Source organism: Novipirellula caenicola (genome assembly GCF_039545035.1).
GTDB classification, from domain to species: domain Bacteria; phylum Planctomycetota; class Planctomycetia; order Pirellulales; family Pirellulaceae; genus Novipirellula; species Novipirellula caenicola.
Genome location: NZ_BAABRO010000029.1, coordinates 21633 through 44412, shown reverse-complemented (window position 1 = coordinate 44412; position 22780 = coordinate 21633). Strand labels below are relative to the sequence as shown.

15 protein-coding genes are annotated in these 22780 nt (G+C 56.5%); 8 read left to right on the top strand and 7 right to left on the bottom strand.

Annotation, left to right across the window (positions count from 1 at the left end; genetic code table 11):
• Window positions 1–167 precede the first annotated feature (167 nt).
• Window positions 168–833 (bottom strand): phosphoribosylanthranilate isomerase, encoded by a 666-nt coding sequence (locus ABEA92_RS29425; RefSeq protein ID WP_345689118.1) that lies wholly within the window; start codon window positions 831–833, stop codon window positions 168–170.
• Window positions 834–950: 117 nt separating this feature from the next.
• Between ABEA92_RS29425 and ABEA92_RS29420 the strand changes: the two genes are divergently transcribed.
• The gene (locus tag ABEA92_RS29420) at window positions 951–1667 is read left to right on the top strand and encodes a hypothetical protein (protein WP_345689116.1); all 717 of its coding nucleotides are present in this window, start codon (window positions 951–953) and stop codon (window positions 1665–1667) included.
• Window positions 1668–1670: 3 nt separating this feature from the next.
• Here ABEA92_RS29420 and ABEA92_RS29415 read toward each other — a convergent pair whose 3' ends face one another.
• Both ABEA92_RS29415 and ABEA92_RS29410 read right to left on the bottom strand, forming a co-directional pair.
• Window positions 1671–3011 (bottom strand): DUF1552 domain-containing protein, encoded by a 1341-nt coding sequence (locus tag ABEA92_RS29415; RefSeq protein WP_345689114.1) that lies wholly within the window; start codon window positions 3009–3011, stop codon window positions 1671–1673.
• Between the two features lie 8 nt (window positions 3012–3019).
• Window positions 3020–5386, bottom strand: a complete 2367-nt coding sequence (locus tag ABEA92_RS29410) for a DUF1588 domain-containing protein (RefSeq protein ID WP_345689112.1) — start codon at window positions 5384–5386, stop codon at window positions 3020–3022.
• Window positions 5387–6143: 757 nt separating this feature from the next.
• On the opposite strand from ABEA92_RS29410, the gene ABEA92_RS29405 reads away from it, so the two are divergent.
• On the top strand, window positions 6144–6428 hold the full coding sequence (locus ABEA92_RS29405) for an STAS domain-containing protein (protein WP_345689110.1): 285 nt from the start codon (window positions 6144–6146) through the stop codon (window positions 6426–6428).
• 151 nt (window positions 6429–6579) lie between these two features.
• Here ABEA92_RS29405 and ABEA92_RS29400 read toward each other — a convergent pair whose 3' ends face one another.
• Entirely contained in the window at window positions 6580–7854 is a 1275-nt protein-coding gene (locus tag ABEA92_RS29400; protein ID WP_345689108.1) for a hypothetical protein, read from the bottom strand.
• A gap of 20 nt (window positions 7855–7874) precedes the next feature.
• Between ABEA92_RS29400 and ABEA92_RS29395 the strand changes: the two genes are divergently transcribed.
• Window positions 7875–8882 carry an extracellular solute-binding protein gene (locus ABEA92_RS29395; RefSeq protein WP_345689163.1) on the top strand — a complete coding sequence of 336 codons (1008 nt, stop codon included), beginning with the start codon at window positions 7875–7877 and terminating at the stop codon, window positions 8880–8882.
• A gap of 79 nt (window positions 8883–8961) precedes the next feature.
• Here ABEA92_RS29395 and ABEA92_RS29390 read toward each other — a convergent pair whose 3' ends face one another.
• Window positions 8962–9549: a glycosyltransferase family 2 protein gene (locus tag ABEA92_RS29390; RefSeq protein WP_345689106.1), complete on the bottom strand. Its 588-nt coding sequence runs from the start codon at window positions 9547–9549 to the stop codon at window positions 8962–8964.
• A 407-nt stretch (window positions 9550–9956) separates the two neighbouring features.
• Here ABEA92_RS29390 and hisI point away from each other — a divergent pair, with 407 nt between their 5' ends.
• The 3 genes from hisI to miaA all read left to right on the top strand — a co-directional run bounded on the left by hisI (window position 9957) and on the right by miaA (window position 12240).
• Complete coding sequence (hisI, locus tag ABEA92_RS29385) at window positions 9957–10361, top strand: phosphoribosyl-AMP cyclohydrolase (protein ID WP_345689104.1); 405 nt, start codon at window positions 9957–9959, stop codon at window positions 10359–10361.
• A gap of 142 nt (window positions 10362–10503) precedes the next feature.
• Window positions 10504–10968 carry a RidA family protein gene (locus tag ABEA92_RS29380; protein WP_345689102.1) on the top strand — a complete coding sequence of 155 codons (465 nt, stop codon included), beginning with the start codon at window positions 10504–10506 and terminating at the stop codon, window positions 10966–10968.
• Between the two features lie 285 nt (window positions 10969–11253).
• Window positions 11254–12240 (top strand): tRNA (adenosine(37)-N6)-dimethylallyltransferase MiaA, encoded by a 987-nt coding sequence (gene miaA, locus ABEA92_RS29375; RefSeq protein WP_345689100.1) that lies wholly within the window; start codon window positions 11254–11256, stop codon window positions 12238–12240.
• Here the strand turns inward: miaA and ABEA92_RS29370 are convergent.
• On the bottom strand, window positions 12237–14207 hold the full coding sequence (locus ABEA92_RS29370) for a RecQ family ATP-dependent DNA helicase (protein WP_345689098.1): 1971 nt from the start codon (window positions 14205–14207) through the stop codon (window positions 12237–12239). The genes miaA and ABEA92_RS29370 overlap by 4 nt on opposite strands.
• A 76-nt stretch (window positions 14208–14283) precedes the next feature.
• Window positions 14284–20367, bottom strand: coding sequence for a cadherin domain-containing protein (locus tag ABEA92_RS29365; protein WP_345689096.1), 6084 nt, complete (start codon window positions 20365–20367; stop codon window positions 14284–14286).
• A 392-nt stretch (window positions 20368–20759) separates the two neighbouring features.
• On the opposite strand from ABEA92_RS29365, the gene ABEA92_RS29360 reads away from it, so the two are divergent.
• Complete coding sequence (locus ABEA92_RS29360; protein ID WP_345689094.1) at window positions 20760–21812, top strand: exonuclease domain-containing protein; 1053 nt, start codon at window positions 20760–20762, stop codon at window positions 21810–21812.
• A gap of 96 nt (window positions 21813–21908) precedes the next feature.
• Window positions 21909–22487 (top strand): pyroglutamyl-peptidase I, encoded by a 579-nt coding sequence (locus ABEA92_RS29355; RefSeq protein ID WP_345689092.1) that lies wholly within the window; start codon window positions 21909–21911, stop codon window positions 22485–22487.
• Window positions 22488–22780 lie beyond the last annotated feature (293 nt).

Genomic DNA, 22780 nt, shown 5'->3' with positions numbered 1-22780 from the left:
GGTTGCGGACCGAACACAGGGACTCCCGCTGGTTCGCAATCCCCCGAACGCACTTAGGCTCTCAGGGTGGGTGCAGGTCATCTAAACCGCACGCAAGCCCGCATGATAAACAGAAAGTCTGGTTTTCGCACGGGGCAAAGTGGGGGTTTCAAATCGCAGAAGGCAAATCAGCCCCAAGCATTTCTCGCCTGTTCGCAGAACGCGGCAATCAGCGCGGCCGATTTTTGCCCTCGTGGTGACTCGACTCCACTGGCGACATCGACGCGGCGAGCCCCCGAAACGCGGATCGCCTCGGCTACGTTCTCGGGCTGCAAACCGCCCGCTAAGACCCAGCGGACGGCGGCAAATTTCGCGGACCAGTCGCTGAGAGAGTCCCAATCCAATGATCGGCCGATTCCTCCGTGTGCCGATCCTGCGTCGGCATCGAGCAAAACCTCGCACCCGGCATCAATCCAGGGACGGACGCGGGCTTCGATTTCCGCTGCGGTCAATTTGCCCCCAGGAATTTTTACCGCTCGGATCAGCGGCAGCCCCAAATTGGCCCAAGCGGCGACGTCGGAAACCATTTCGTCGCCATGAAGCTGGATCGCGTCGAGTCCGACTCGGTCGATCACCTCGCGTATCGCGTCCGCAGGTTGATTGACAAAGACTCCGACGCGGAACAGTAGGCGATGCGCGGCGTGAGCGGATAGTTCGCGGGTGCTGGGGGACTGGGGATCGAGATAGCGAACGCTAGGGGGGAAAAAGTTTAATCCTACCGCGTCGCCCCCCGCTCGATGGACTGCATCGATGTCCGTCTTGAGTAGAACGCCGCAAATTTTAATGTGAAACACAGAAAGCCAACATCGATCCGGAACAAATGACTGGGCCAGCCGAGGTCGACTGACCGATAGATACTACACCGCAGCTCGTTCGTTTTGGAAGGTTGGCGGCACGCTTTGGAGATTGGAATGCTGACAACGAAGGTTCGACGTGTCGCAGGCCGCGACCTCCTTTTGGTGGGGATTTCCTCGTTTGTGCTTGCCATGGAAGTGATGCCGGTCGGCGGACAAGCGGAATCGGCCGACAACACGACCGCGCCGGTTGTGGTCCAGTCGATTCCTGCGGTGATTGTCCCGGTTTCAGCCGATGCGGCGGTCGCCCGCTGGCAAGCCGAAGTCGCCCAGTTCTATGCCTCACAATCGCAAGCTAGCGGGCGGCAACAAGCAGACGAGCTGCATCAGGTAGGCGATCCGAACGAGCTTGGCAAGATTGCTCGGACATCGTTCGTCACCCCGACGACGGAACAGCCCTCATCATCCAGTGCCGTCGCTCTGCCACATCAGCAAGACGCTTCAGCATTGCCTTCTGGTTCGCGGCTGCCGAATTCCGCAAGCCAGGCCGAAGGGGTGGCTTTTCAGGGCCAGTCGATTGTTTTCGCCTGTGTTTTTACCGCGGTCGTGTCGATTGTTTTTGCCGCTTGGTGTGTGGCGTTTCCGAAGCGTCAAATCTCGCCCGCGATGTGGGGGAGCCGATTTGGGGCGGCGGGCGGCGGCGGGGCAAGTCAATCCTGCGTCGTCCAGCTCGATCCGAGCTGGTTCCGTGTCAGCCAGCCGCTGCTTGTGCGAGCAAGGCAATGTTGCTTTGCCATGCTGGTCGGCGCCGCGATGTGGGTCTGCGTCAGCTAGCGGCTAAACCAATCCCGTCAAACTGCCCTCGCCGCAGTAATCGGGGTTGCCAAAGGTGTCCGTGGGATGTCCCATTGCTTCGGCGATGCTCATTAGCAATCGGTTGTGCGGTACGCGATTGAATTTCAGCGACCGACCGGTATCAAACCCGAGTCCTCCGCCGATCATTACAAACGGGATGTTGTCCCGCGTGTGCGAGTTGCCTTTGCCGAGTTCGTTGGTCCACACAATGGTGGTGTTGTCCAGCAGCGATCCGCTTCCATCCGGTTCCGGAGTTTCCGCCAATCGTTTGGCCAGGAAGGCGACTTGTTCGGCGTACCACGTGTTGATTTTGATCAGTTTTTCATACGCGGTTTCGTTCTTGTCGGGCTCGTGTGACAACCCGTGATGGCCTTCGTCGATGCCCAACCAACGCATCTTTGCATTGCCGACGCTGTTGGTGATTTGGTAAGTCGCCACGCGGGCGAAATCGGCTGCAAAGCTGTTGACCAGCAGTTCGATTTGCATTTTGGCAATTTGCGGCATGTTGTCGTTTTCGGTTTCGACATTCGCGGGCATCTCAGGAATCGCGTGCTCAACGCCAGCGTTCTTTTTCGATTGCTCGAGTTCAGTTTGTAGTTCCTTTTCCACCGAACGGACCATCGCGACATGTTCTTCGAGGATCCGCCGGTCTTCGCTGCTGATCCACTTTTCCACCCGGCGAAAATCTTCGCTCAAATCGTCCAGCACGCTGGCCAGCAATTCGCGATTTTTGCTCTGTCCGTACAGTTTGTCGAACATTTGGTAAGGGTCGCTGATCGGCGCGACCGGTTGGTTCGGCCCGGCATAGGACATTCGCGTCCAAGTGTCGGCGCGGTCTGGAACCATGACGCCGAATTCAAGCGAACCAAAACGGGTTCGTTTCTCGGGGACCGCCTGCATTTGGTTTTTCAGGTATTGGTCGATCGAGATGCCTTGGGACCAACCCGCCGGCGTGTCCGAACCGCCTTGGATGTCACCGGGAAACAATTCGACGCCGGTCAACAGACATCCGATGCCTCGCATGTGACCGTCGCCGTCGCCCTGGATCTTGTTGCACACGCCGTGCAGCGTCATCATTTGATCCTTGAATCCCGCCAACGGCTGGAGGATGCGTTTGATGTCGTAATCGCGGCCTTCCTTCTCAGGCCAAAAGTGCGCTGGGATCACCCCGTTCGGGCTGAACAGAAAAACAATGCGTTGCTTCCGAGCCGAGGTCGACGCAGCCCAACCAAGGCTTGGCAAGATAAACAGAAAATTGGCCGCCGCAGCGCTGACACCTAGCTTGGTCAAAAAATCGCGGCGAGATAGAGTCGGGTTCATCATGATTCTGCTCAGGTTTCTTGGTTGCTTGTTACAGGTTCCGTTGCCGCAGTCGCGGCGATCCACACAATCAAATCTCGGACTTTAAAGCCGCTGTTTCGGAATCGCTCGGTCAGTTCGGAAAGTTTGTCCGGGCCGTAGGCTCCGATTGGTTGTTTGACGAAGTACTCAAATGCGGCTTCCACGAAAGCGCGGTGAGCATCCTCGCTCTTCGCCAAGTAGTTTGCTAAATCACGAGCGTCCTTGAACGTGACCTTGTTTCCGTTGCGATCTTCGTAGCTGCCGCTGGCGTCGATCGGACGGTCGTTCTCGGTTTCGCGAAAACGACCGATCGCATCAAAGTTTTCTAGCGTGAAACCAAGCCCATTGATCTTTTCGTGACAGACCTGGCAATTCACTTCATTGGTTTGCAGTTCGACTCGTTGACGCGTTGTTAATTGCGGATGCAGGTCCGCGTTCAGTGGCGAAAACGCCGCGTTCGGTGGTCGCAGCACGCGGCCAAACAAGTGGCGGTACAAGAAAACGCCTCGGTGAATCGGCGATGTCGTTTGGTAGTACGCCAACTTGCTCATCAAAAGCGGGTGATTGAGTAGTCCAAGATGCGAATCGGGGACACCGGCGCTGGGCACAAGCGGGTTCGTTTCGTGCCCTTTGGCTTGGTCGTCGGCCGCGTCGGTGATGGCACTTTTGGGCTTCCATGCGTCGCCGTAGACCGCGGCAATTCGCGGGGTCGTGTAGGCCCAGTCCGCTTGAAACAGTTGTCGGTAATCGCTTGTCTCGCTCCACACAATTTCGTCGATCATGGCATGAAACGAAGCACGCAGGTCGCTGAGGACCGCTTCGTTAAAACCTGGATGTTTTGCTTCGTCTTTGCTGATGTCATCGCTGTCGGCGACTTCAAACCAATGCGTTAGAAAGTCGCGAGTCTTGGCTTGGGTGCGGTAGTCGTTGACCATCTTCCATGCGGCTTGCTCGATCGCTCGAGAATCCTCGAGTTCATTCTTTTGGATCTGTTTCAGTAGCCATTCATCTGCCGGAAGCGAATCGAATAGCACTAATGCCAAACGGTTCGCCGCCCGTTGAGAAGGTGACCGATTGGAATCGAGCAAGGGGTACAGAAAGCGAGGTGATTTCAGTGACAGCAACATCACGCGGCGAATCGCTTCAGCATCATCGTCAGTCGCATCAAGCTGTTTGTCGATGTAGACCTTGCGGGTGACATCGTCGAGCGGACCACGAAAGGCCGTACTGACGATTTCCTCGAGAAAACTTCTCAGACGAGCGCGATTCTCGTTCGGCTTCTTTCGGTTCTTTCGCTCGTAGTGAGGCCAAAGTTCTTCGGCGACAAGTTTCGAGAACTCGACGGCCGCTTGTGTCGTCGAATCGTCCCAGATGCGACTGATTTCTGTGCCTCGTTCGTAGCCGTAACTGCGGTCATCCGGTGGCAACTTGGTTTGCAGCGAAAACGCCGCTGGAAAGCTTGCCGAGATCAGCTGCCGCTGGGGAATGACGGTTTCGACTCCGCCAGGCGGGACCCAAGACAGTGACACCGACGCAGGCGGTTGTTCCGTTTTGCGTTTACGCTGGGTGTAATCGAGTTTGATGGGGTAGCCGCGACCGGCGGTCAAATGGATCCGTTTGCGGAACTCGGTGCGGCCAGCGGATTGCACATGGTTGTCGATGAAAATACGATCCGGGCTGCCGAGGTACAGTTTGCATGAGCAAGTGCTTCGCAGCACGATTTCATATTCGCCACTACGGTCGGCCATCAGCGAACCGGCCCAATGAATGTAATACTCGGCCGGGTCGATCCCTTCGCCTGGACCTTCGTGACCGAAATCGAAATCGAGAACCGCATCGGTTCGCTCAATCTTCTTGGCCTCGTTTTTCCAGTTGGGGGTGTCAAAGTAAGTGCCGCGGATTCCTCGTTCCTCGTGCTGCCAACTGCCGCCGGAAATCCGTGCATACACGTCGGCCAAACTCTGACGCAATTGGTCGCCCGTCAGACGCGACAAGGTGGTTTCAGGCGGGCGGTTCCGCAATCGCGCCGCTTCGCTATAGAAGGTTTCGAAAATGTACTTCGCAACCGCCTCGGCATCTTCTCCTTGGCATAACTCGGGATCGTCCTCGGGCATGGTTTCCGAGATGATTTCGGTCAATTGGCCGATCGAAGAATCGCCGGTCAACGCGGCGGCATATTCTGACTCGACACCCTGACCCTCGCTGCCGTGGCACCCGGCACACTGTGCTGCGTAAATGCGAGCTCCATGCGATGCCACCGCATCAGCCGACTCGGCGGCCGATGCGTTAGCGCAATACCCAACCACGCCCCACAGGGCGGCAACGACAAGGCGGCAGATCGTAGAGGAAGCAGTCACGGTGATGGGCAGAGAGGGGGGAATGTGGGGTTGGTTGCGGGTATGGGAGACACCGGATTGATCGCTGGTAGTGCAAGCGAGGTCGACCGCAGTGTCCGTTTGCAAAGTCAGGGGTGTGATCACCTAAAACCAGGGATGCGACGAAAACCAGGGATACGACGACCGGTCAGTCAACAACAGGGTGGAGATCAACAAACTTCATGCCATCGCAAACCGAACTAGGGGGACAGGTTCCAGGGGACGGGAGTTTTTCCCGAGCTCAGTGCGTGGAAGTTGAGGGTGGGGGGATTTCAGGTAGGAGTTTTATTATAGCAAGGCAAGGCAAAAAGCACACGATAAGTTTTTTCTTGACCGCCCAAACGCCTTACCTGCCCGCCGAACGCGGTTTTGGCAGGGCCTCGCTGTAGTGGAGGTTAGTTTCGCACTGCGATCCGCCGTTCTGGACCTAAACGTGTAGGTTTGCGGCCCGTTTGGGGGTGTTGTGTTCGCCTGTCGGAACCGAGTTACTTTTATTGTAAATGCTCGGAATCTCCCTGCTTGCCCGCTATCTAGGCTTGTGTGCCCCGTTCCTAGGCACGATAGCGGTATTCGTAAAACCGAAGGATAAACTTAGTGGTTGGTTCAGTGCCTTTATTTAGTGTTACAGGAAGGTGGTGGGCTGTTGTTCACGTTCTGGTCGGAATTGTCCCTAGCGGCATGCGGGATGCTTTGAAATGGCGGGTCGCACTTCTCACCCATTCAAGCGGGATTGAAACCAATGAATGTCGGACTGGATCAACAACACCGATCGACCGCGAGTGCGGAAATTCGAGTCCATTGGCTCGTTGTCGCAGGACAGTTGGCGGAAGAGGGGGGCGGCGAAGAAATCCTGGTCGATCTTTCTCAGGTCGAGCGAATCACCAGCCAAGAGCTGTCCGAGCTGATCCGCTTGCAATTGCTGGTCCGCAAAGGTGGCCGGAAATTGGTGCTCGAAAATGCCGACGAAAATCTGCGTAGCATTTTTGAATTGACCCGCTTAACTCGATTGATCGAGATGCGATAAGGGGCGGCGAGACGCATCTCGGTTCTCGCTAAAGCATCTCGGTTCTCACTCGAACATAGTGCTCGCTGAAAACATCGTTCACGCCAAATACCTATTCGCCGCCACCCTGATCGGGTCGTTGCAAGGATTCGCATGGCCCCGGTCAGGTTGGTTAGTTCGCCGCAGAAAGCTTGATGGAGTAGCTGCCCGAATTGTCGCTTCGCTGGGCCACGTCATCGTTGATTTGTAGCACGATCCAGCTTTCAACCGTGGTTTGCAGTTCGATGGCGTCGTTGACCGGAACGACTTCGAGCGGATCGCAGCGGGGTTGGCTTGTCTGTCGAAGCGGCACCAAGCAAGCGAGTAGCTGTCCAAGCGGGCGTCCGTTGACGTATTGGATCGTGACCCCGTTGGCTTCGCTTTGCCAGTCTTTGTCGCGTTTTGCGATCACGCATCGCCCTTGGGCTGAAATGTTGAAACGAGTTCCGGCGGGAACGCGGACACCGAGTGATTGCCAACCTTTGGCGGCAGCGATGTCCTGCAAAATCGGTTGTCCGTTCCATTGCGGATCATCCACTGCCAACTCGACGCGTTCACGTTCCCAATCGAATCCGTAGTCCAATTCGTGACACATCAATCGCCAACGGGCGATCACCGCAGGCCACTGGGGCAGCAGTCGCTGGTAGATTTGGCGAGTGAAATGGGTGCTGCTGTCGCGGCCGCTGCGTGCCGCGGCGATAAACACGTCACGATATTCATCGTACTCGGACAACAACATCGCGGCCGCCCAGCACCAACCGTAACGCTCGGCGTCGCCGTTTAAATTGACGGGGTATCGCATCACCGTTTCGAGTGTGGGGATGCTGCCTTCTTCGCGTCGTTGTCGGATCAATTTCAGCCGCCCCCAATAAGGAACCGATTCGCGGTCCACGGGAAGCTGGTTGATTTGGGTGGTCGCGCCGGAACCGGAGTGCGTGGAGAGTAATTCCGCCGTTCCTTCCATGAACCACGAAGGGCCGGCCCCGCCAAATTGTTCAGCAGCCAACGCGTGGACCCCCTCGTGCAGCAGCAGATGCCGGGTGTAGTAATCGCTTGGCTGTTTCATGATCCACAGCGAATTCCCTAACGCATAACCCTGATTGAAATCGGGAACTCGAGGATCGATCAGACCTGCACGCAAGAAAGGCGTCTTGTCTTGCATCACAAACGCCTTCACACTCCATGAATCGAGGGCGTGTTCGGGCAGTCCCCAAAACGCACGCCATTGGTCAACCGCCGTATCAAACGATCGGACCCATTGGTCGATCTCGGATTCGGACGCGACATCCGAGGTGATTTCGATATGTTGACCTCTCGCTTTACGAAAGTCGTCTGCGCCGGTGGCGTCAGCCATCCCGCTGAAAAGCACCCCTACCGCCAACCCGATTTGAAATAGTGTTCCATTCATACGCTCAGTTTACTTCGTTTCTGGTTCTTTGTTCAGCACTGCTGGGGGCGAGCGGTTGTGTCCAACGCGCCGAAAGCGATGTGGTGGTTTATTCGGCACTTGATGAAGAGTTTGCCGCCCCAATCTTGGATGCGTTCGAGCGTTCGACGGATCACGAGACCACGGTGATTCGCAAGTTCGATGTCGAGTCCACCAAGACGGTGGGGCTGGTCAGCCGGATCATTGCCGAGAAAGACGCGCCGGTGTGTGATTTGTTTTGGAACAATGAAATCATGCATACCGTGCGACTGCAGAAGTTAGGGCTGCTCGAGAAACGATCTTGGAATGTCGATTCCCAGTGGCCCTCGGACATGATCGCCAGCGATGGGACGTGGTGTGGATTCGCCGCTCGGGCTCGAGTGTTGCTGGTGAACACCGATCAGATCAAAGATCCGAGTGAGTATCCTGATTCGGTTGCCGATCTGGCCGACCCAAAATGGAAGGGGCGATGTGCGATGGCCCGGCCGTTGTTCGGCACCACGGCAACCCATTTTGCGGTGCTGCGTGAAATTCAGGGGCGTGAAGCGACGCTCGAGCAGTTGACTCAAATTCGTGACAATGCAGTGATCGTTTCGGGCAATAAGCAAGTTGCCCAAGCCGTCTCGGCAGGCACGGTCGCTTGGGGGTTAACCGATACCGATGATGCGGTGATCGAACGCGACTTGGGCCGCTCGGTGGCAATCGTTTATCCCGATCAAGCCTCGGACCAGCCTGGGACGCTGCGAATCCCCAATACGATCGCGGTGCTAAAGAACGCGCCGCACGCGGTCGCCGCCGGAATGCTTGCGGATTATTTGGTTCGCCCCGAAACCGAAGATCGCTTGGCGATGGGCGACAGCAGCCAATTGCCCCTGTTTCGCGACAGCAAATTTCCGCCACGGGTGTTGCCTGAGACACCGGTGCGGTGGATGCAGGCGAATTTCGAGACCGCCGCAGACGATTGGGAATCGTGGGCCAGCGAGCTGAACGAATTAGGTTTGGGCAAATAATCAGATAAGCATTTCGCTACGCAACAAAAGCCACTCGGTTGGGGCCAAAGTAGATGGCCTTGGCCTAGCGGATGGCGGTTCAATGGACCAGCGAAGCGGTCCGTAGCGTTTCGCCCTCGAGCCGAATTCGGTCTCCGCTCGGGCCCGCCAGCCGCTGCAAATGAGGGCGGCGGACCATTTGCAGGCAGGACGTTTCGCTGGCATCCGCTGCGTTTTCCATCTGCAGGTCTGCCGACGTTCCCCAAGCTCGCAGACGACGCAGCAACTCGGCTGCGATCGGTTCCGACTTGCTCTCGGCCCGTGCTGCAACAACCGAGTGATCTTCGCTCAGTTCCAACAATCGCTGCATGTCCTCGATGCGAATCGATGCATCGGATTCCTGGATGAACACCAATTCGCCCGTGGCTCGTTCGAGTCCGGTTTGCCCGGCCGCTTCCAAGCCACGCGGCCGACAATGACGCACCACGCGGACGATCGGGCATGCCCGTTGCAATTTGTCGAGCACCTCGGGGGTCGCATCGCGGCTGCCATCATCGACAACCACAATCTCCACCACTTCACACGTTAGTTTCGCTAATCCAGCGATCACGTGTTCGACTCGGGTGACGATCCGATTTTCACCATCGCGGACCACAAGGACGACGGATAGCTTGGAGGGGGTAGGCATGATGCATCAAACTCCGGTCCTGTAAATCGGTGTGCGGGGAAAGCCACCGCCAACGAATTGGCTGCCAGCGAATTGGCAATCCGCAAGATTGCGACCTGACACGATCGAGCGACTGCACTAGGCACTGAATCACCGTCGACGGCTCACGCCGTTGAGGCCCCTTTACCGCTGGGGGGTGACGGGGTGGTCGCCGACAATGTCGATCCTGGCTTCCGCTGTCCTAGTGATTTTCGGCAGCCCACTGCAGCGGAATACAAGTGAGCGGGCATTAATCCGAATTTTCCAGTCGTTCCGCTGCTGCGGGTTCGCTCTATAATGCCCATTGTCTTTGCTGCCTCATGCCGACTGGCTATTTTGTCAAACGGCTCACCGCTTACGCCTTTTTTTAAAAACGATACCGATTCGCCATGTCCACCGACGATTCTGTGATTCCCGATTTCAGCCGTGGTGCCAACGGGCTGTTGCCGGCGATCGCCCAAGACGCTGCCAGCAATCGTGTGTTGATGATGGCATGGATGAATGAAGAAGCTTGGCAGGAAACGCTGCAAACGGGCTGCGCGGTCTATTTCAGCCGCAGTCGCAATCAACTGTGGCGAAAAGGCGAAACCAGCGGTCACCAGCAACGGGTTGTCGAAATTCGCGTGGATTGCGACGCCGATACGATCCTTTTGAAAGTGCAGCAGAAGGGGGCAGCGTGTCACGAAGGTTTCCAAAGCTGTTTCTTTCGCACGGTCGCGGCTGACGGGACCGCGGTGGTCGCTGACGAGCGTCTGGTCGACCCCGACTCGGTTTACGGAAAAAAGCCTTCTTGAAAATGCGAGCCGCAGACGCGTTGGAAAGCGTACGCGAACCGGGTACGCTTTGCTATTTGAACGACGTCATGTCGATTCGCCATTCCCAATCCATCTTTCGATCCAGCCCCTTCCCGAACCAACACCCGGAGTTTTCAATCAGATGAGTGCCGAAGTAAAACTAAAAGAACTCGGAATCGAACTGCCCACACCTCCCAAACCTGTTGGTGTCTACAAGCCAATCGTGATCGCAGGAAACATGGCCTATTTGTCAGGACATGGACCGCTGAAGCCCAACAAATCGTTGATCACCGGACGGCTCGGGTTGGATATGGATGTCGAAGCCGGTTACGACGCAGCTCGTTTGACCGGGCTGGGTATGTTGGCAACCCTGAAAACTCATCTGGGTAGCCTTGATAAGGTCACTCGGTTGGTCAAATTGCTCGGATTGGTTCGCTGTACCGATGGGTTCGACAAGCAGCCTGCGGTGATCAACGGTTGTAGCGAACTGTTCCGCGACGTGTTCGGCGAAGACGCCGGCGTGGCCGCGCGAAGCGCCCTGGGGACTAACGCATTGCCTGGTGGAATCGCCGTGGAAATCGAAGCCATCTTCGAAGTCCAAGTCTAAGCGACATCCAAGACGAAACAGCGAAGGATAGTGGACGAGGCAACGAGTCCGTTCATTCGTCAGCTCAGGGGGACTCGTTGCCTCGTCCACTACCTCAAGGGTCAAGCCTGAGTGATGCACTGGGCGGTGGTCCCGTGATTGGTCCCGTGATTGGTCCCGTGATTGGTCCCGTGATTTCGCAACCGGTTTGACATCGGTTTATAATGGACCCAGGGCACACACACCGTGGATGCCCCTTAGCAACATGAGATTAGGCTGGCCTCGTGATCCAATGCTTGTGGCAAAATGACTGAGCGGACGAACGTACAATCGCAACCGTCCACGTTCCCTCCGCTGGTTGATCGTGCCATCGTGATCACCGGACCCACGGCATCAGGCAAAAGTTCGGTCGCGATTCAATTGGCTCGGATCACCGGCGGCGAAGTGTTGTCGCTCGATTCGGTGGCCGTGTACCGCGACATGGACATCGGCAGCGCGAAACCGACGCGTGAAGATCGCGAGACGGTGCCGCATCACCTGATTGATTTGGTCGATCCCTCGGATGAGTTCAGCGTGGCTTGCTACTTGCAGTCCGCCCACGCGATCGTCGACCGGCTCGCGGCCGAGGGGAAGCCTGCGATCTTTGTCGGAGGCACTCCGATGTTCCTCAAAGGCGTGCTACGAGGATTCGATCCAGGCCCGCCCGCCGACGAGGCGTTTCGCCAATCGGTCGCCGAAGACGTCGAGCGATTTGGAGTTGCAGCGCTGCGAAAACGGTTGCAGCAAGTGGACCCGTTGGCCGCCCATCGCATTGATCCGGGAGACGTGCGGCGAATGATCCGCGCACTCGAAGTGGCTTACCATACCGGGCAACCGCTGAGCCATCGACAGCTTCAATTTGATCAGGTGCGTGACGCATCCGACTGCAACGTGTTCCGGTTGGGCTGGGATCGTAAACAGTTGCACGACCGGATCAACCGCCGGGTCGAGCAGATGTTCGCCAGTGGTTTGGTGGACGAAGTCGCTGGTTTGATCGAAAAATACGGAGAACTCTCTCGCACCGCAGCCCAGGCGGTCGGCTATCGCGAGCTGCTCGAGTGTTTGTCGCAGCACGGCGACCTGGAGACGACAAAACAAGAGATCGCCGCCCACACGCGTCAAATGGCGCGGCGCCAAGAAACATGGTTCCGGTCGTTTGCCGAAATTCGCACGGTCGAAGTCGGCGAACCGCTTGATCCAACATCCATCGCCCAGCAGATCCATCGCCAATTGGTCGAACCGCCGCGTCGCTAGTCCGGTTCGCCGCCCACCGCTTGCAACACGTCGGCAAATGGCATTTCGCTACAGACTCCAAAATGCGGTTCACGCGTCATCCGTGACCGAATCATCGCAGGAGTCGATAGCCCGCACAAGAATTTTGCTCGTTGTCGTGCGGTGACCATGCGGTCTGGATATTTAGCGATCATCTCGTCAACGATCCTCGCGGCCGAACCGCCCAGCGATCGCGAGGATGGCTGCGGGATCTCAAACGGTCCTTCGCCAAGACAATAGCTGCAGTGGCCGCAATCCTGTTTCATCTCGTCGCCAAAGTGGGCCGCCAACGTCGCGGCTTGGCAGGACCTCGCAGCAGCCAATTGCAACACTGCGTCAAGCCGGTTCACCTCGCTGGTTTCACGCTGCACCATTTGCTCGGTCAATTTGTCGGCTAGCCGCTTCGCATTCTTGGGCTCTTTGATCCATCGGTAACCGTGAACCAGATCGCTGGCTTTGACCTCGATCCAACCTTGTTCGGCCATCCACTGGATTGCCGATACAATCGATTTGCGATCGGTTTGCAAGCGATCGGCCGCCAAGGTGACATTTAACAAGAACCATGTTCGGCCTTTGGTTAATTGCGACAACACCGCGGAAATGAAGGGCCGCTGCGGAGCATCAACCTGTTTCAAGATCGATTTGAAATCGAGAATCGGATGGATCTTGTACTTTTCATAGCGAGGTGACGTCGCTTGTAAATAGCCATCCAGTTCTAAGTACGTCAGCAACGTACGGACGACTGAAATTCGAATGTCAGACTCGGCGGACAAGCGATATTGTGAGACAAAGAATTCGTCGCGATTGCCTCGCAGCAGCTCGATCATTTGCCGCACGCCGGATCGCGAAGGCGTATCGCCGTAGACAAAGTTATCGATCGTCACTCGGTCCTCGGGGACGAGGATCAATTCACACAGTGATTCTTTTCCATCGCGGCCGGCACGCCCGATCTCTTGCGCGTAGGCCTCTAGCGATTTGGGCGGATGGAAGTGATAGACGTAGCGAATGTTCGACTTGTCGATGCCCATCCCGAACGCGATTGTGGCAACCACCACGTCCTTCTTCGACTTTTGAAACGCATGTTGCACCTCCATTCGCCGGTTGATCTCCATGCCGGCGTGGTAGGCGGTGGCGGTGATGCCGTCATCGCAAAGCCGCTGAGCGATGTCTTCGGCGGCGCGTTGGGTGGTGACATAGACCAACGTGGCGCCGGCGGGCCGCGAAGCGATCTGCGAACGCAGATGGGGGTATTGCTCTTGGCTGCTCAAAACGATGCTTCGCAAATGCAGGTTCCGGCGGTGGAACGGCGTTCGAATCGCATCCTTGCGGGCGATCCCGAACGCTTTGCGGATATCGGCCAAGACCGTCGGCGTTGCGGTGGCGGTCAACGCGAGCACGCGTTGCGCCGAAAATCGCCGCGTCAAATCCGCCAATTTCAGATAGTCGGGGCGAAAATTGTGCCCCCATTGGCTGATGCAGTGCGCCTCGTCGATGGCAAATAGCGAGATGTCGAGCGTGGATAACGACGCAATGAATTGCTCGTTGAAAAAACGCTCGGGGGCGACGTACAACAATTTGAAATGCCCGTCGCGGATGCGTCGCATGCAATCACGAAACTCGGTTGGCGTTTGTGTCGAATCGAGCCGAATCGCGCCAATCCCTCGTTTTTCCAGCGAATCACACTGGTCCTTCATCAACGCGATCAGCGGTGATACCACCACCGTGATGCCAGGAAACAGCAGGCTTGGTAATTGATAGCACAGACTTTTGCCGCCGCCGGTGGGAAACACCGCCGCCACGCTGCGGCCTTGCAGCAGCCGCTGAATGACCGCCCGTTGCCCACGTCGAAACGAGCGAAGTTGGAAACGTTCACGCAGCACTTCGCGTGGGTCGATTGCTTCCAAATCCAACGATTTGGAAGCGTTCGTCGCTAAGTCCTCAGTTTCCATTCCCTCTTCCACGTTCGATCCCCGTCAATCACGGGTATCGTAATCGTGGTGATCGTAGCAGAAACAGGGGGCTTGATCAGAACAGCGTCGATTCGGACAACAGATCCACCAGCGCCAAATCGTTCGCCTTGTCTCGATCATCAAACTCACCTTGGGCCGCCACCGATGGCGATGCGATGAATTCGGGTTGAGCCGAAGCCGTTCGCAGTTTTAGTCCATTGATCACTAGCAGCGCATCCAACGCGGTAACGAAGTTGTCGCCGTTGACATCGACAAAACCGTTGAACGAACTTGGGATCGTGGTGATCGGGCCGGTACCGTTGAGATTGATAAAGTTGATAACGCGAAGCGCGTCATTGGTGGTGACATTGCCGTTGTCGTCCACATCCAGTGGATCAGCTTGTTTGTTAAACGGCGTTTGTCCCAATCCGACGTCGATGGTGAACGAGAACGTGCTGAACAAGTTAATCAAACCGGCTTCGAAAGCGCGGATCGTAAGCGGGTAACTTCCCACCATCGCCGGCGATGGAGTTCCGCTAAAGGTTTGCGTGGCCGCATCGAATCGCAACCAAGGTGGCAGGAATCCATCGTTGTCGAATACGGTGACCGTGAACGAACCTCCCTCGGGATCCGAGACAAAATCAGGAGGCAATTGGAAGTGGAACCGTTTACCGCTTTCGGCGTTGGGAATATTCAGCGTGGTCGTGAATACCGGAGGCTCATTGACGTTATTGACATGCACCTCGATGGTCTTGGTCTGCACGCCGCCTTGGGTGTCGACGGCACGAATTTCGAGTGTCAGATCGGGCGTGGTTTCGGCGTCAAATTCAGCACCCGCCGCTACGCTTAGGGTCCCGGTATTAGGGTTAATGACAAACAATCCCTCCGCGGTTCCGCCGCTGATCGACAGCGTGACAGAATCGCCTCGGTCGGCGTCACTGAAACGAATCACAGCGACCTCGTCGCCTGGTTGGGCCGCTTCGGAAACATTGAACTGATTCGTCAGAATCACCGGGGCATCATTGCGGTCCAAAACTCGGACTCGAAGCGTTTGACGAAGCGTTGCGCTTTCGCCACTGGTGTCGGTGATATCGAATTGCACTTCCAGCACTCGCCGCGTTTCGTAGTCGAGGTTCGCATTTTCCGCGACACGCAGTTCGCCACTTGCGGGATCAAACACAAAGTTCGCCGCAGCATCCGAAGGAACCATCGCGATCTCGTGAATCTCGGCAGCCCCTTCGGGATCGACCACCGACAAAACGGTTACCAGTGCGTTCGCTTCGGCGTCCTCAGGCAGGTCCACGCTATTGAGGTTCAGCGTGGCCGATTCGTTGGTGTCGGTGATCTCGATATTCATCGTGGTTCGTGTCGACAGCGGCGGAGTGCCGTTGTCGGCGACAAGGATATCGAGCGTGTAGCTGGGATTCGTCTCGAAATCGAGTTTCGTCGATTCGAGCACAAACAGTTCGCCACCGCGAGTCAACCGGAACAACCCTGATCCCGATCCACCCGTGATTTCGAATCGGTGCGTTTGGCCAATGTCCGAATCGTTGACAAGCAACCTCGCGATTTGGCCTGTCGTGTTTTCTGGAATCGAAAGCGACGTGGTGCGAAGCTGCGGGGCGTCGTTTTCGTCCTCGATGACAATCTGCTTGGTGAAGGTCGTCACCGCGGGTGGGACCGCGCTGTCACTGACCTCGAGATCCAACGTCAGCACACTGGCGGTTTCAAAGTCGAGTACTGCCGAGTCTTTGAGCCGGACGACTCCGGTGGTGGGATGCACGTCAAGGATCGATGCGGCGGTGCCTCCGGTAACCGTAAACGTCAACGTTTGATTGCGTGCCGTGTCCGGTTCGACCGCTTCGATCACACCGACCTCCTCGCCTGGGGTCGAGCCTTCGGGGATCAACAGTGGTTCGCGATTCACGACCGGTGGTTCGTTGACATCCTCAACGGTCAACACCACACGTGTGATCGCCGATGCGTTTAACGAATCGGTGACCAAGACGCTGAAGCGGACTTCGGGGTTGGTTTCAAAATCGGGGTGAGCCCCCGCGGCAAAGCTCAGCTCGCCGGTCAACGGGTGAATGACCACACCAATGTCCTCGCCGTTGGCATTGGTGTTGTTCAGAAGCGAATATCGAAGTTCCTGGCCATCGATGTCGCTGGCGACGATCGTACCGAAGACTTCTCCGGATGCGATGTCCTCTTGGATGGTGAATCGGGTTTCGTTTTGCACCGTTGGCGCAGAATTGCCACGGACGTCATCGATGAATTCAAAGTTCTCGTACCGAGTCACTTCGATCGGTTTGGGCGCCGCGCCGACCAACGGTGTGGTTCCCGAAGTGCCGGCGACCGTGACGTCGTAAGAGCCGGGGAACAGATTGGTGATCTCGTAAACCCCGTTTTCATCGGTCACGTCAAACGGTTCGCTTTGGGTGTAGACGAAACGGTCGAAACGTCCAAAGGAGGTGCCGCCTTGGAAGTTATCGCTGTAAGCAAGTGCGTAGGCAATCTCTTCGGTCGGGAACGATAACGAAATCGTCTGCCGCGCGCTGCTGATCAGCCGGTCGCTGCGGACGAAACCAAGTAACTGTCCTGCCGCGTTGTAGGCTTCGAGCCGGCCGTACGTCACGCTCAAGGACGAATCGTTTGCAATTGCATCAATGGCGATGGCGGAAGCAGGGCGAAAGAAATCGAAACGAAGACGGCTGCTGCTGGTGAACCAATCAATCCCACCGCGAGCAAAAATACGGTTTTGTAGCGTAATCGGGAAATTGTATTGGTTTTCCGAGGTTACGTTGTCGTCAAAGTTGTCGCCAAAAGTCACTTCGCTGATCGAAACACCAGGGGCCGCGTGCAGCAGATTCTTTTCGGTCACGACCCCAGTGATCGGATCACGCGTGATCAAGTCATCGGGTTCAACGACATGGGTTAATACATCAAGCGTGCCGTTTTGGTTGGTATCGGCAAATACGGTCAAGCCCGCCGCAGGGACCGGATCGCGTGACGGACCATCGCCTTGCGGAGGAGTTTCGAACAAGGTTCCGCGAACCCCGCCGACAAAGTTGCTGGTGCCCAGATGGTCAAGTGGCAAACCTTGGAACTGCACCGGCGACGGAGGGCCAAAGAAGCCCGAGACGAGGCTTAGGTTGGTTGAAGAGCCTTGGGTTGGGCCTGAAACCCAGTCGTCAATTTCGCTGCCAATCGAATCGCCAATTCGGCCTGCGTATCCAGCGCCACTGCTGAACACAATGGGAACACCTGGTCGTGTGGTGATTCGCGAGGTCCCCACACCTCGGTCCACAAACACGATATTTCCGTAAGCAAGGTCGGGGCCGCCGACAAAATTGTGGATCGAAATCGAGTCAAATGTTCTCCACCCGGCCGCGACACCGTCATCATCAATGAAGCCATCGTCGTTTAAATCGATATCATCCGCGATCGTCGGAGCGACGTCGCTTTGGACCAGCATGTATGTCCAGCCGCCGATTGATGAAAATGCAGCCGAGTCACTGGTGTGAATCCCTCCGGGCAGTCCCGAAAAATTGGTTGTAGTCGATTGCAACACCGCCGAATCAGGATCGATGTCGTAGTTATTGCCTGACGTGATAATCGTGAGGAAACCGTTGTCACCGAGCGGCTGATTGCTCAGATCGAAAACTTGAGCCACTTCACCCTCATCCAAGAAATCCTCTTGGACAATCACAAAGTAGGTGTTGTCACCAATTCGGCCCCCCTTGGGGCCTCGTAACTCGATGTAGGGATTCGTGCCGCCATAGAATTCGTTGATCACCAATTCGCCAGGGCGGACCTCGGGCTCGATCCGAGCCGTAATGGTTGACGCAGGCAAATTGACCCAAGCGGGATCCGAAAGCGTCGCATCGACCGAGATCACGATATCGGTCGCCCCCAGCGGAGCGGAATCGACCAAATCCAGTGCGACCGTTTGCGGGGTTTGCCAATTATCAGGCGTAAACACCAAGCTGGGCGTGACCGGCGATAGCTGCAGCGGGTTGGTGGTGATGTTGATCACCACATCGGTCGCAGGCCGCGTGTCCAGTGTGACCAGAAATTCGTCACGCCGGACCGACGATGAAAACACCGTTTCGAAATCGGTTTCGGTCACCGTCACGCCGATGATCGCGTTGGTCAACGCGAAATCAGCGGTGATTGCGGCGCGATCGGTGACCGTGACACGATGGGCAACATCGCCAAGTCGCGAGTAGAACAACGCCTCGGACGGCACCGCTTCGGATGCCGAGAAACCAGCAGTGACTTGCCCGGTGTCGGGATTGACAAACACGGCGGCACGTTGCCCTGCGCTGCTTTGATCGAACATCACAAATTGAGTGCCGTTGAACGACAACGAAAAACTGTCAAGCGCTCGTGAGGTGGTGCCAAGCAGTTGACCATTGCCGAGCAAATCGAATGCAAAGAAACGATCGTTTGTATTATCGAATCCCACAATGCGATTCTTGACCGAGTCGAAGGTCAAATCGCTGACGTTTCCCAGTCCGGCAAGCGAGTTGCCGACCGGGACCAACACGCCGTTGGTGCGATCAAAAATGGCGAGTTGCTGTTCACTCGGGGCGGTCACGCTGCGAGTGACCGTGTAGATCGTGTCGCTCGATGCATCGTAGGCAAGCCCAGCGGCAATCTGGTTGGCCAACGCCGCGACCAGCCGCTCTTGGCCGGTAATCGGGTCGATTGTATAGATCGAATCGGTGACAAAATTAGACCCGTAGAACGTGCCGTCGTTGGTCCGAATCAAACCGTAGATCGACCGAGTCGATGGGGTCCCAATTCGATGGACGGTCCCATCCAAGGACATCTCAAATAGTTGAGTCTTGTCGCTGTTGGCCGGATACGCGGTGCCAAAGTACGCGTTCGGCGACGATTGGTAAAAACCACGCGGAATCACTTGGCGAATCGCGTATTCGCCGACCGGAATATCTGTGAACGCATAACGCCCGACATCGTCGGTGGTTTGTGTGAGTTCACCTAGATCGAATTGGCCATTGTTGTTTGCATCAATGTAGATCTCGATGCCACCTAAATTGTCCTCACTGGTTTCTTGAATCCCATTTTCGTTGGCATCAAACCACACTTGGCCTTCGATCGTGCCTGCCGGTGGTGGTGGCGGCGGCGGAGCGAGACCGAAGTCAAATCCCGAAACACTGTCGGCTGCCGCCAAATTCACGCGGTGAGCAATGTTGCCTCCCCGGGAATACATCAACGCTTCGGACCCAAGCGTGGTGGAGGCATTAAAGCCACTGGAAACCGCGCCGGTATCGGGATTGACGATCAACACCGCCTGCTTGTTGGCATCGGCATTGTCAAACATGACAAACTCGGTCCCGTTGAAAGCCAACGAGAAACTGTCAATCGGTTGCTGCGCCGTGGCAAACAGTTGTCCAGTGCCACTGAGATCAAACGCCAGGAATCGATCATTTGCGTTGTCAAAGCCGACCACGCGGCGATTGACGGTGTCGAAGGTCAAATCGCTTACGCCGCCCGGCAAATCAAGACCGCTGGTCGAAACCTCGGTCAGCGTACCATTGACGCGGTCCAGTGTATGCAGCGTGCGAATGCTGGTGGACCCCGAGGTAAGCGACAGCGTGTAGATCGTGTCGGTCAAAGGGTCGTAGGCAAGTCCGGCGGAACCGGCCGACCCCGCGGGCGAGATCAACGTTTCGCTGCCGGTTTGCGGGTCAATGCGATAGAAGCCGGCACCGCCTTGGAATCCCGCTCCATAGAACTCGCCGTCATTGGTGCGGATCAACGCTCGCATCGACGTCGATTGTGGAGCCCCGAGCAAAAACACGTCGCCGTTGTCGCTCATCTGATACAGCTGAGTCGTTCCCAGTGGCGTGTTGGAAAACGTGGTGCCGAAATAGGCACCCGGGCTGGTTTGCCGTACGTTGCCCGAGTCGATCCGAATCGAGTGCGTCCCCGCAGCAAGGTTGTCGAATTGGTATTGCCCCAGAGCATCGGTTTGTACCGCGACTTCCGTCGCATCGAATTGGCTGTTGTCGTTCGCATCGACGTAAACGCGAACATTGGGCACAGCGACTTCGGCCGCGTCGTGGATACCATCGCCGTTATCGTCCTGGAAAACCTCGCCCGCCAGAACCGCCAGCAGTTGCCGGGATTCCAATCTTTCTAAAATTCGTCGGCGACGTCGGGGCCGCTGTGATCGTTGATTACTGCGAGCAAATCGATTTCGAGGATTAGGCATGGCAATGAACGTTAAGTAGAAAGGGATGAATAGAAGGAGAGTGTATCACCAATTCAGCGAGGTGATTGTGTGGCCATCGCGAGCTAGGAGGAACGGAGCGAGGGTCGTTCTCGAAACGAGAACGACCCCTTAGAATAAGTATGCCCGTCGTTGGGAACAACTAAAATCATGAGGAATCGGTAAGAGAAGGGCAGAGCGGGAATTCCCTCTTCGAATCACCACGCCGGGATTTGGCTCTCTATCTTATCGCGATCTTGTGGTGTCTGCAGTTTTTGGCATTGTGTTTTTGAAGTCATGGAATCGGGGTCGGGATGAACTTTGCAGCGAATTTCACTGCCATCGATTTTGAAACGGCGACCCACCGATCCGACAGTGCCTGTCAACTTGCCGGCGTCGTGGTTCGGGACGGTGTCGTGGTCGATTCCAAAGTCTGGCTGATCCGCCCCAAGCCGTTTTACTTTAGCCCGGCGAACATTCAGATTCACGGGATTTCTCCGGACCAGGTCCGTGATCAACCCGAGTTCGGCGAGCTTTGGCCCGAGGTCGCCGCGTTCCTGAAACTCACTGCGGATGATCACGACGACGAATCGGCCAGCGGTCCCGAATGCCTTGTCGCCCACAATGCCAGCTTTGATATCGGGGTGTTGATGGGATGTTTGCATACGCATCGCATTCCGGTGCCTGATCTTCAGTACACCTGTACCCGAGCAATCGCTCGCCAAGTTTGGCCTAGTCGACCGCGATTTGGGCTCAAACCGTTGGCCGATTGGTTGGGGATCCGGTTTCGGCACCACGATGCGCTCGAAGATTCGCAGGTCTGTGCCAAAATTTTGCTGGCGGCCGGGATCCAAGCCGGCGCTGGGACGCTCGAGGAACTCGAACAGCGGACCAAGCTTTCTCGCGGCGTCGCTGGGGCGTGGGGAAAACGCGGCCCATCGAAATCTCATTTTCGCCGCCCCAAACGCAGTTCGACGGGTTCGGCCTCGCGAACCGAATCCCGCATCGCTGAAAACACTGCGGTCCAGGCTCAATTGAAACAGCAGTGGGATTTGCAGCGTTTGTTCGTGCGAGCCGAGTTCATTCGGCCGCTGGCCGGACAGCGAGTGGTCTTCACCGGCCATCTCCGCCAACTCTCTCGCGAGGATGCCGAGTCGCTGGCGATTCGTTTGGGCGGCACCTGCCAAAGCTCGGTGACTCGCGAAACCGACCTGCTGGTCGTCGGCCAGACCGACCAACGGACAATCCAATCAGGCCGTACAATTAGCACTAAGGAACAGGCGGCACGTGAGGTCCAGGCTGCCGGAGGAGGGATTCGGATCGTCAGCGAACATGAATTTTTGGGCTTTGTCGTCGCTCCGACATAAACATTTTGGGGTTTTTGCCGACTATCTTTACAGGTGACCTATGCTTTCGAGTGACTGTATTTCCAGCCCAAAGCGTTATCACCTTGGAATGAATTTGTGACCCGTGTACTCCTGACGGCATTCGAGCCCTACGATCGATGGACTGAAAACTCGAGTTGGTTGGCGCTGATCGAACTGACTCAGTGGTATGACGGCCAGGCGGATTTAACGACGCGGCGTTATCCCGTCGATCTAACGCAGATGAGCGTGCAATTAAAAAAGGATTTGCAAGACGACTACGACATCGCCATCCACCTTGGCCAAGCGCCCGGTGCGACGCTGATCAAGCTTGAAGCGATCGGATTGAACGTTCGCAGCGATGGAACCCCGCTACTAAAAGACGCGCCAGCCGCCTACCAATCCGCTCTGCCCTTGCCGCGGTGCCGTGACGCATTGGTCGAAGCCGGCATCCCGTGCGAAGTCTCGCATCACGCAGGCACCTACTTGTGTAACGCCGCGTTGTACTTGAGCCAACACTACTCGCACTCGTTTGCGATGAAGACGCAAAGTGTCTTTGTGCATCTACCGCTCTCACCCGCGCAAGCCGCTCGCGACGTCGATCGCTTGCCCAGCATGAGCACCCCCATGGTCAGCGCCGCACTGGCCATGATCATCAAAGAGATGAGCGGCCAGTAAAGCTGCTTGCGATTCGGGTTGTAGCTTCCTTCGGGCCAGCCACAGCGTGGCGAAAATCGGCAACGGCTTGTTGATTTGCTGAGCCGCGACGCGTCAGCGGCCGGGGTCCATGCGCTACCCGGTGCCTTACGGCCCACGACTCACTGTTGCAATTTGCAATTGGATTAAATCATCAAATCGGCAACGGACCTTGGTGCATTTGAAAAAGGTCTCAGCAAAAAAATTGACTCCATGAATTGCTCAACCGCAGTGGTTTGTCAGTGGGAAACAGCGAGTTGTGTGTCGTTTTGGAC

What these genes read in the sequence shown, in the direction of transcription:
- ABEA92_RS29420 (WP_345689116.1), top strand. Translation starts at nt 951, where the DNA reads ATGCTGACAACGAAGGTTCGACGTGTCGCAGGCCGCGACCTCCTTTTG.
- ABEA92_RS29415 (WP_345689114.1), bottom strand. Translation starts at nt 3,011, where the DNA reads ATGATGAACCCGACTCTATCTCGCCGCGATTTTTTGACCAAGCTAGGT.
- ABEA92_RS29405 (WP_345689110.1), top strand. Translation starts at nt 6,144, where the DNA reads ATGAATGTCGGACTGGATCAACAACACCGATCGACCGCGAGTGCGGAA.
- ABEA92_RS29400 (WP_345689108.1), bottom strand. Translation starts at nt 7,854, where the DNA reads ATGAATGGAACACTATTTCAAATCGGGTTGGCGGTAGGGGTGCTTTTC.
- ABEA92_RS29390 (WP_345689106.1), bottom strand. Translation starts at nt 9,549, where the DNA reads ATGCCTACCCCCTCCAAGCTATCCGTCGTCCTTGTGGTCCGCGATGGT.
- hisI (WP_345689104.1), top strand. Translation starts at nt 9,957, where the DNA reads ATGTCCACCGACGATTCTGTGATTCCCGATTTCAGCCGTGGTGCCAAC.
- ABEA92_RS29380 (WP_345689102.1), top strand. Translation starts at nt 10,504, where the DNA reads ATGAGTGCCGAAGTAAAACTAAAAGAACTCGGAATCGAACTGCCCACA.
- miaA (WP_345689100.1), top strand. Translation starts at nt 11,254, where the DNA reads ATGACTGAGCGGACGAACGTACAATCGCAACCGTCCACGTTCCCTCCG.
- ABEA92_RS29370 (WP_345689098.1), bottom strand. Translation starts at nt 14,207, where the DNA reads ATGGAAACTGAGGACTTAGCGACGAACGCTTCCAAATCGTTGGATTTG.
- ABEA92_RS29360 (WP_345689094.1), top strand. Translation starts at nt 20,760, where the DNA reads ATGAACTTTGCAGCGAATTTCACTGCCATCGATTTTGAAACGGCGACC.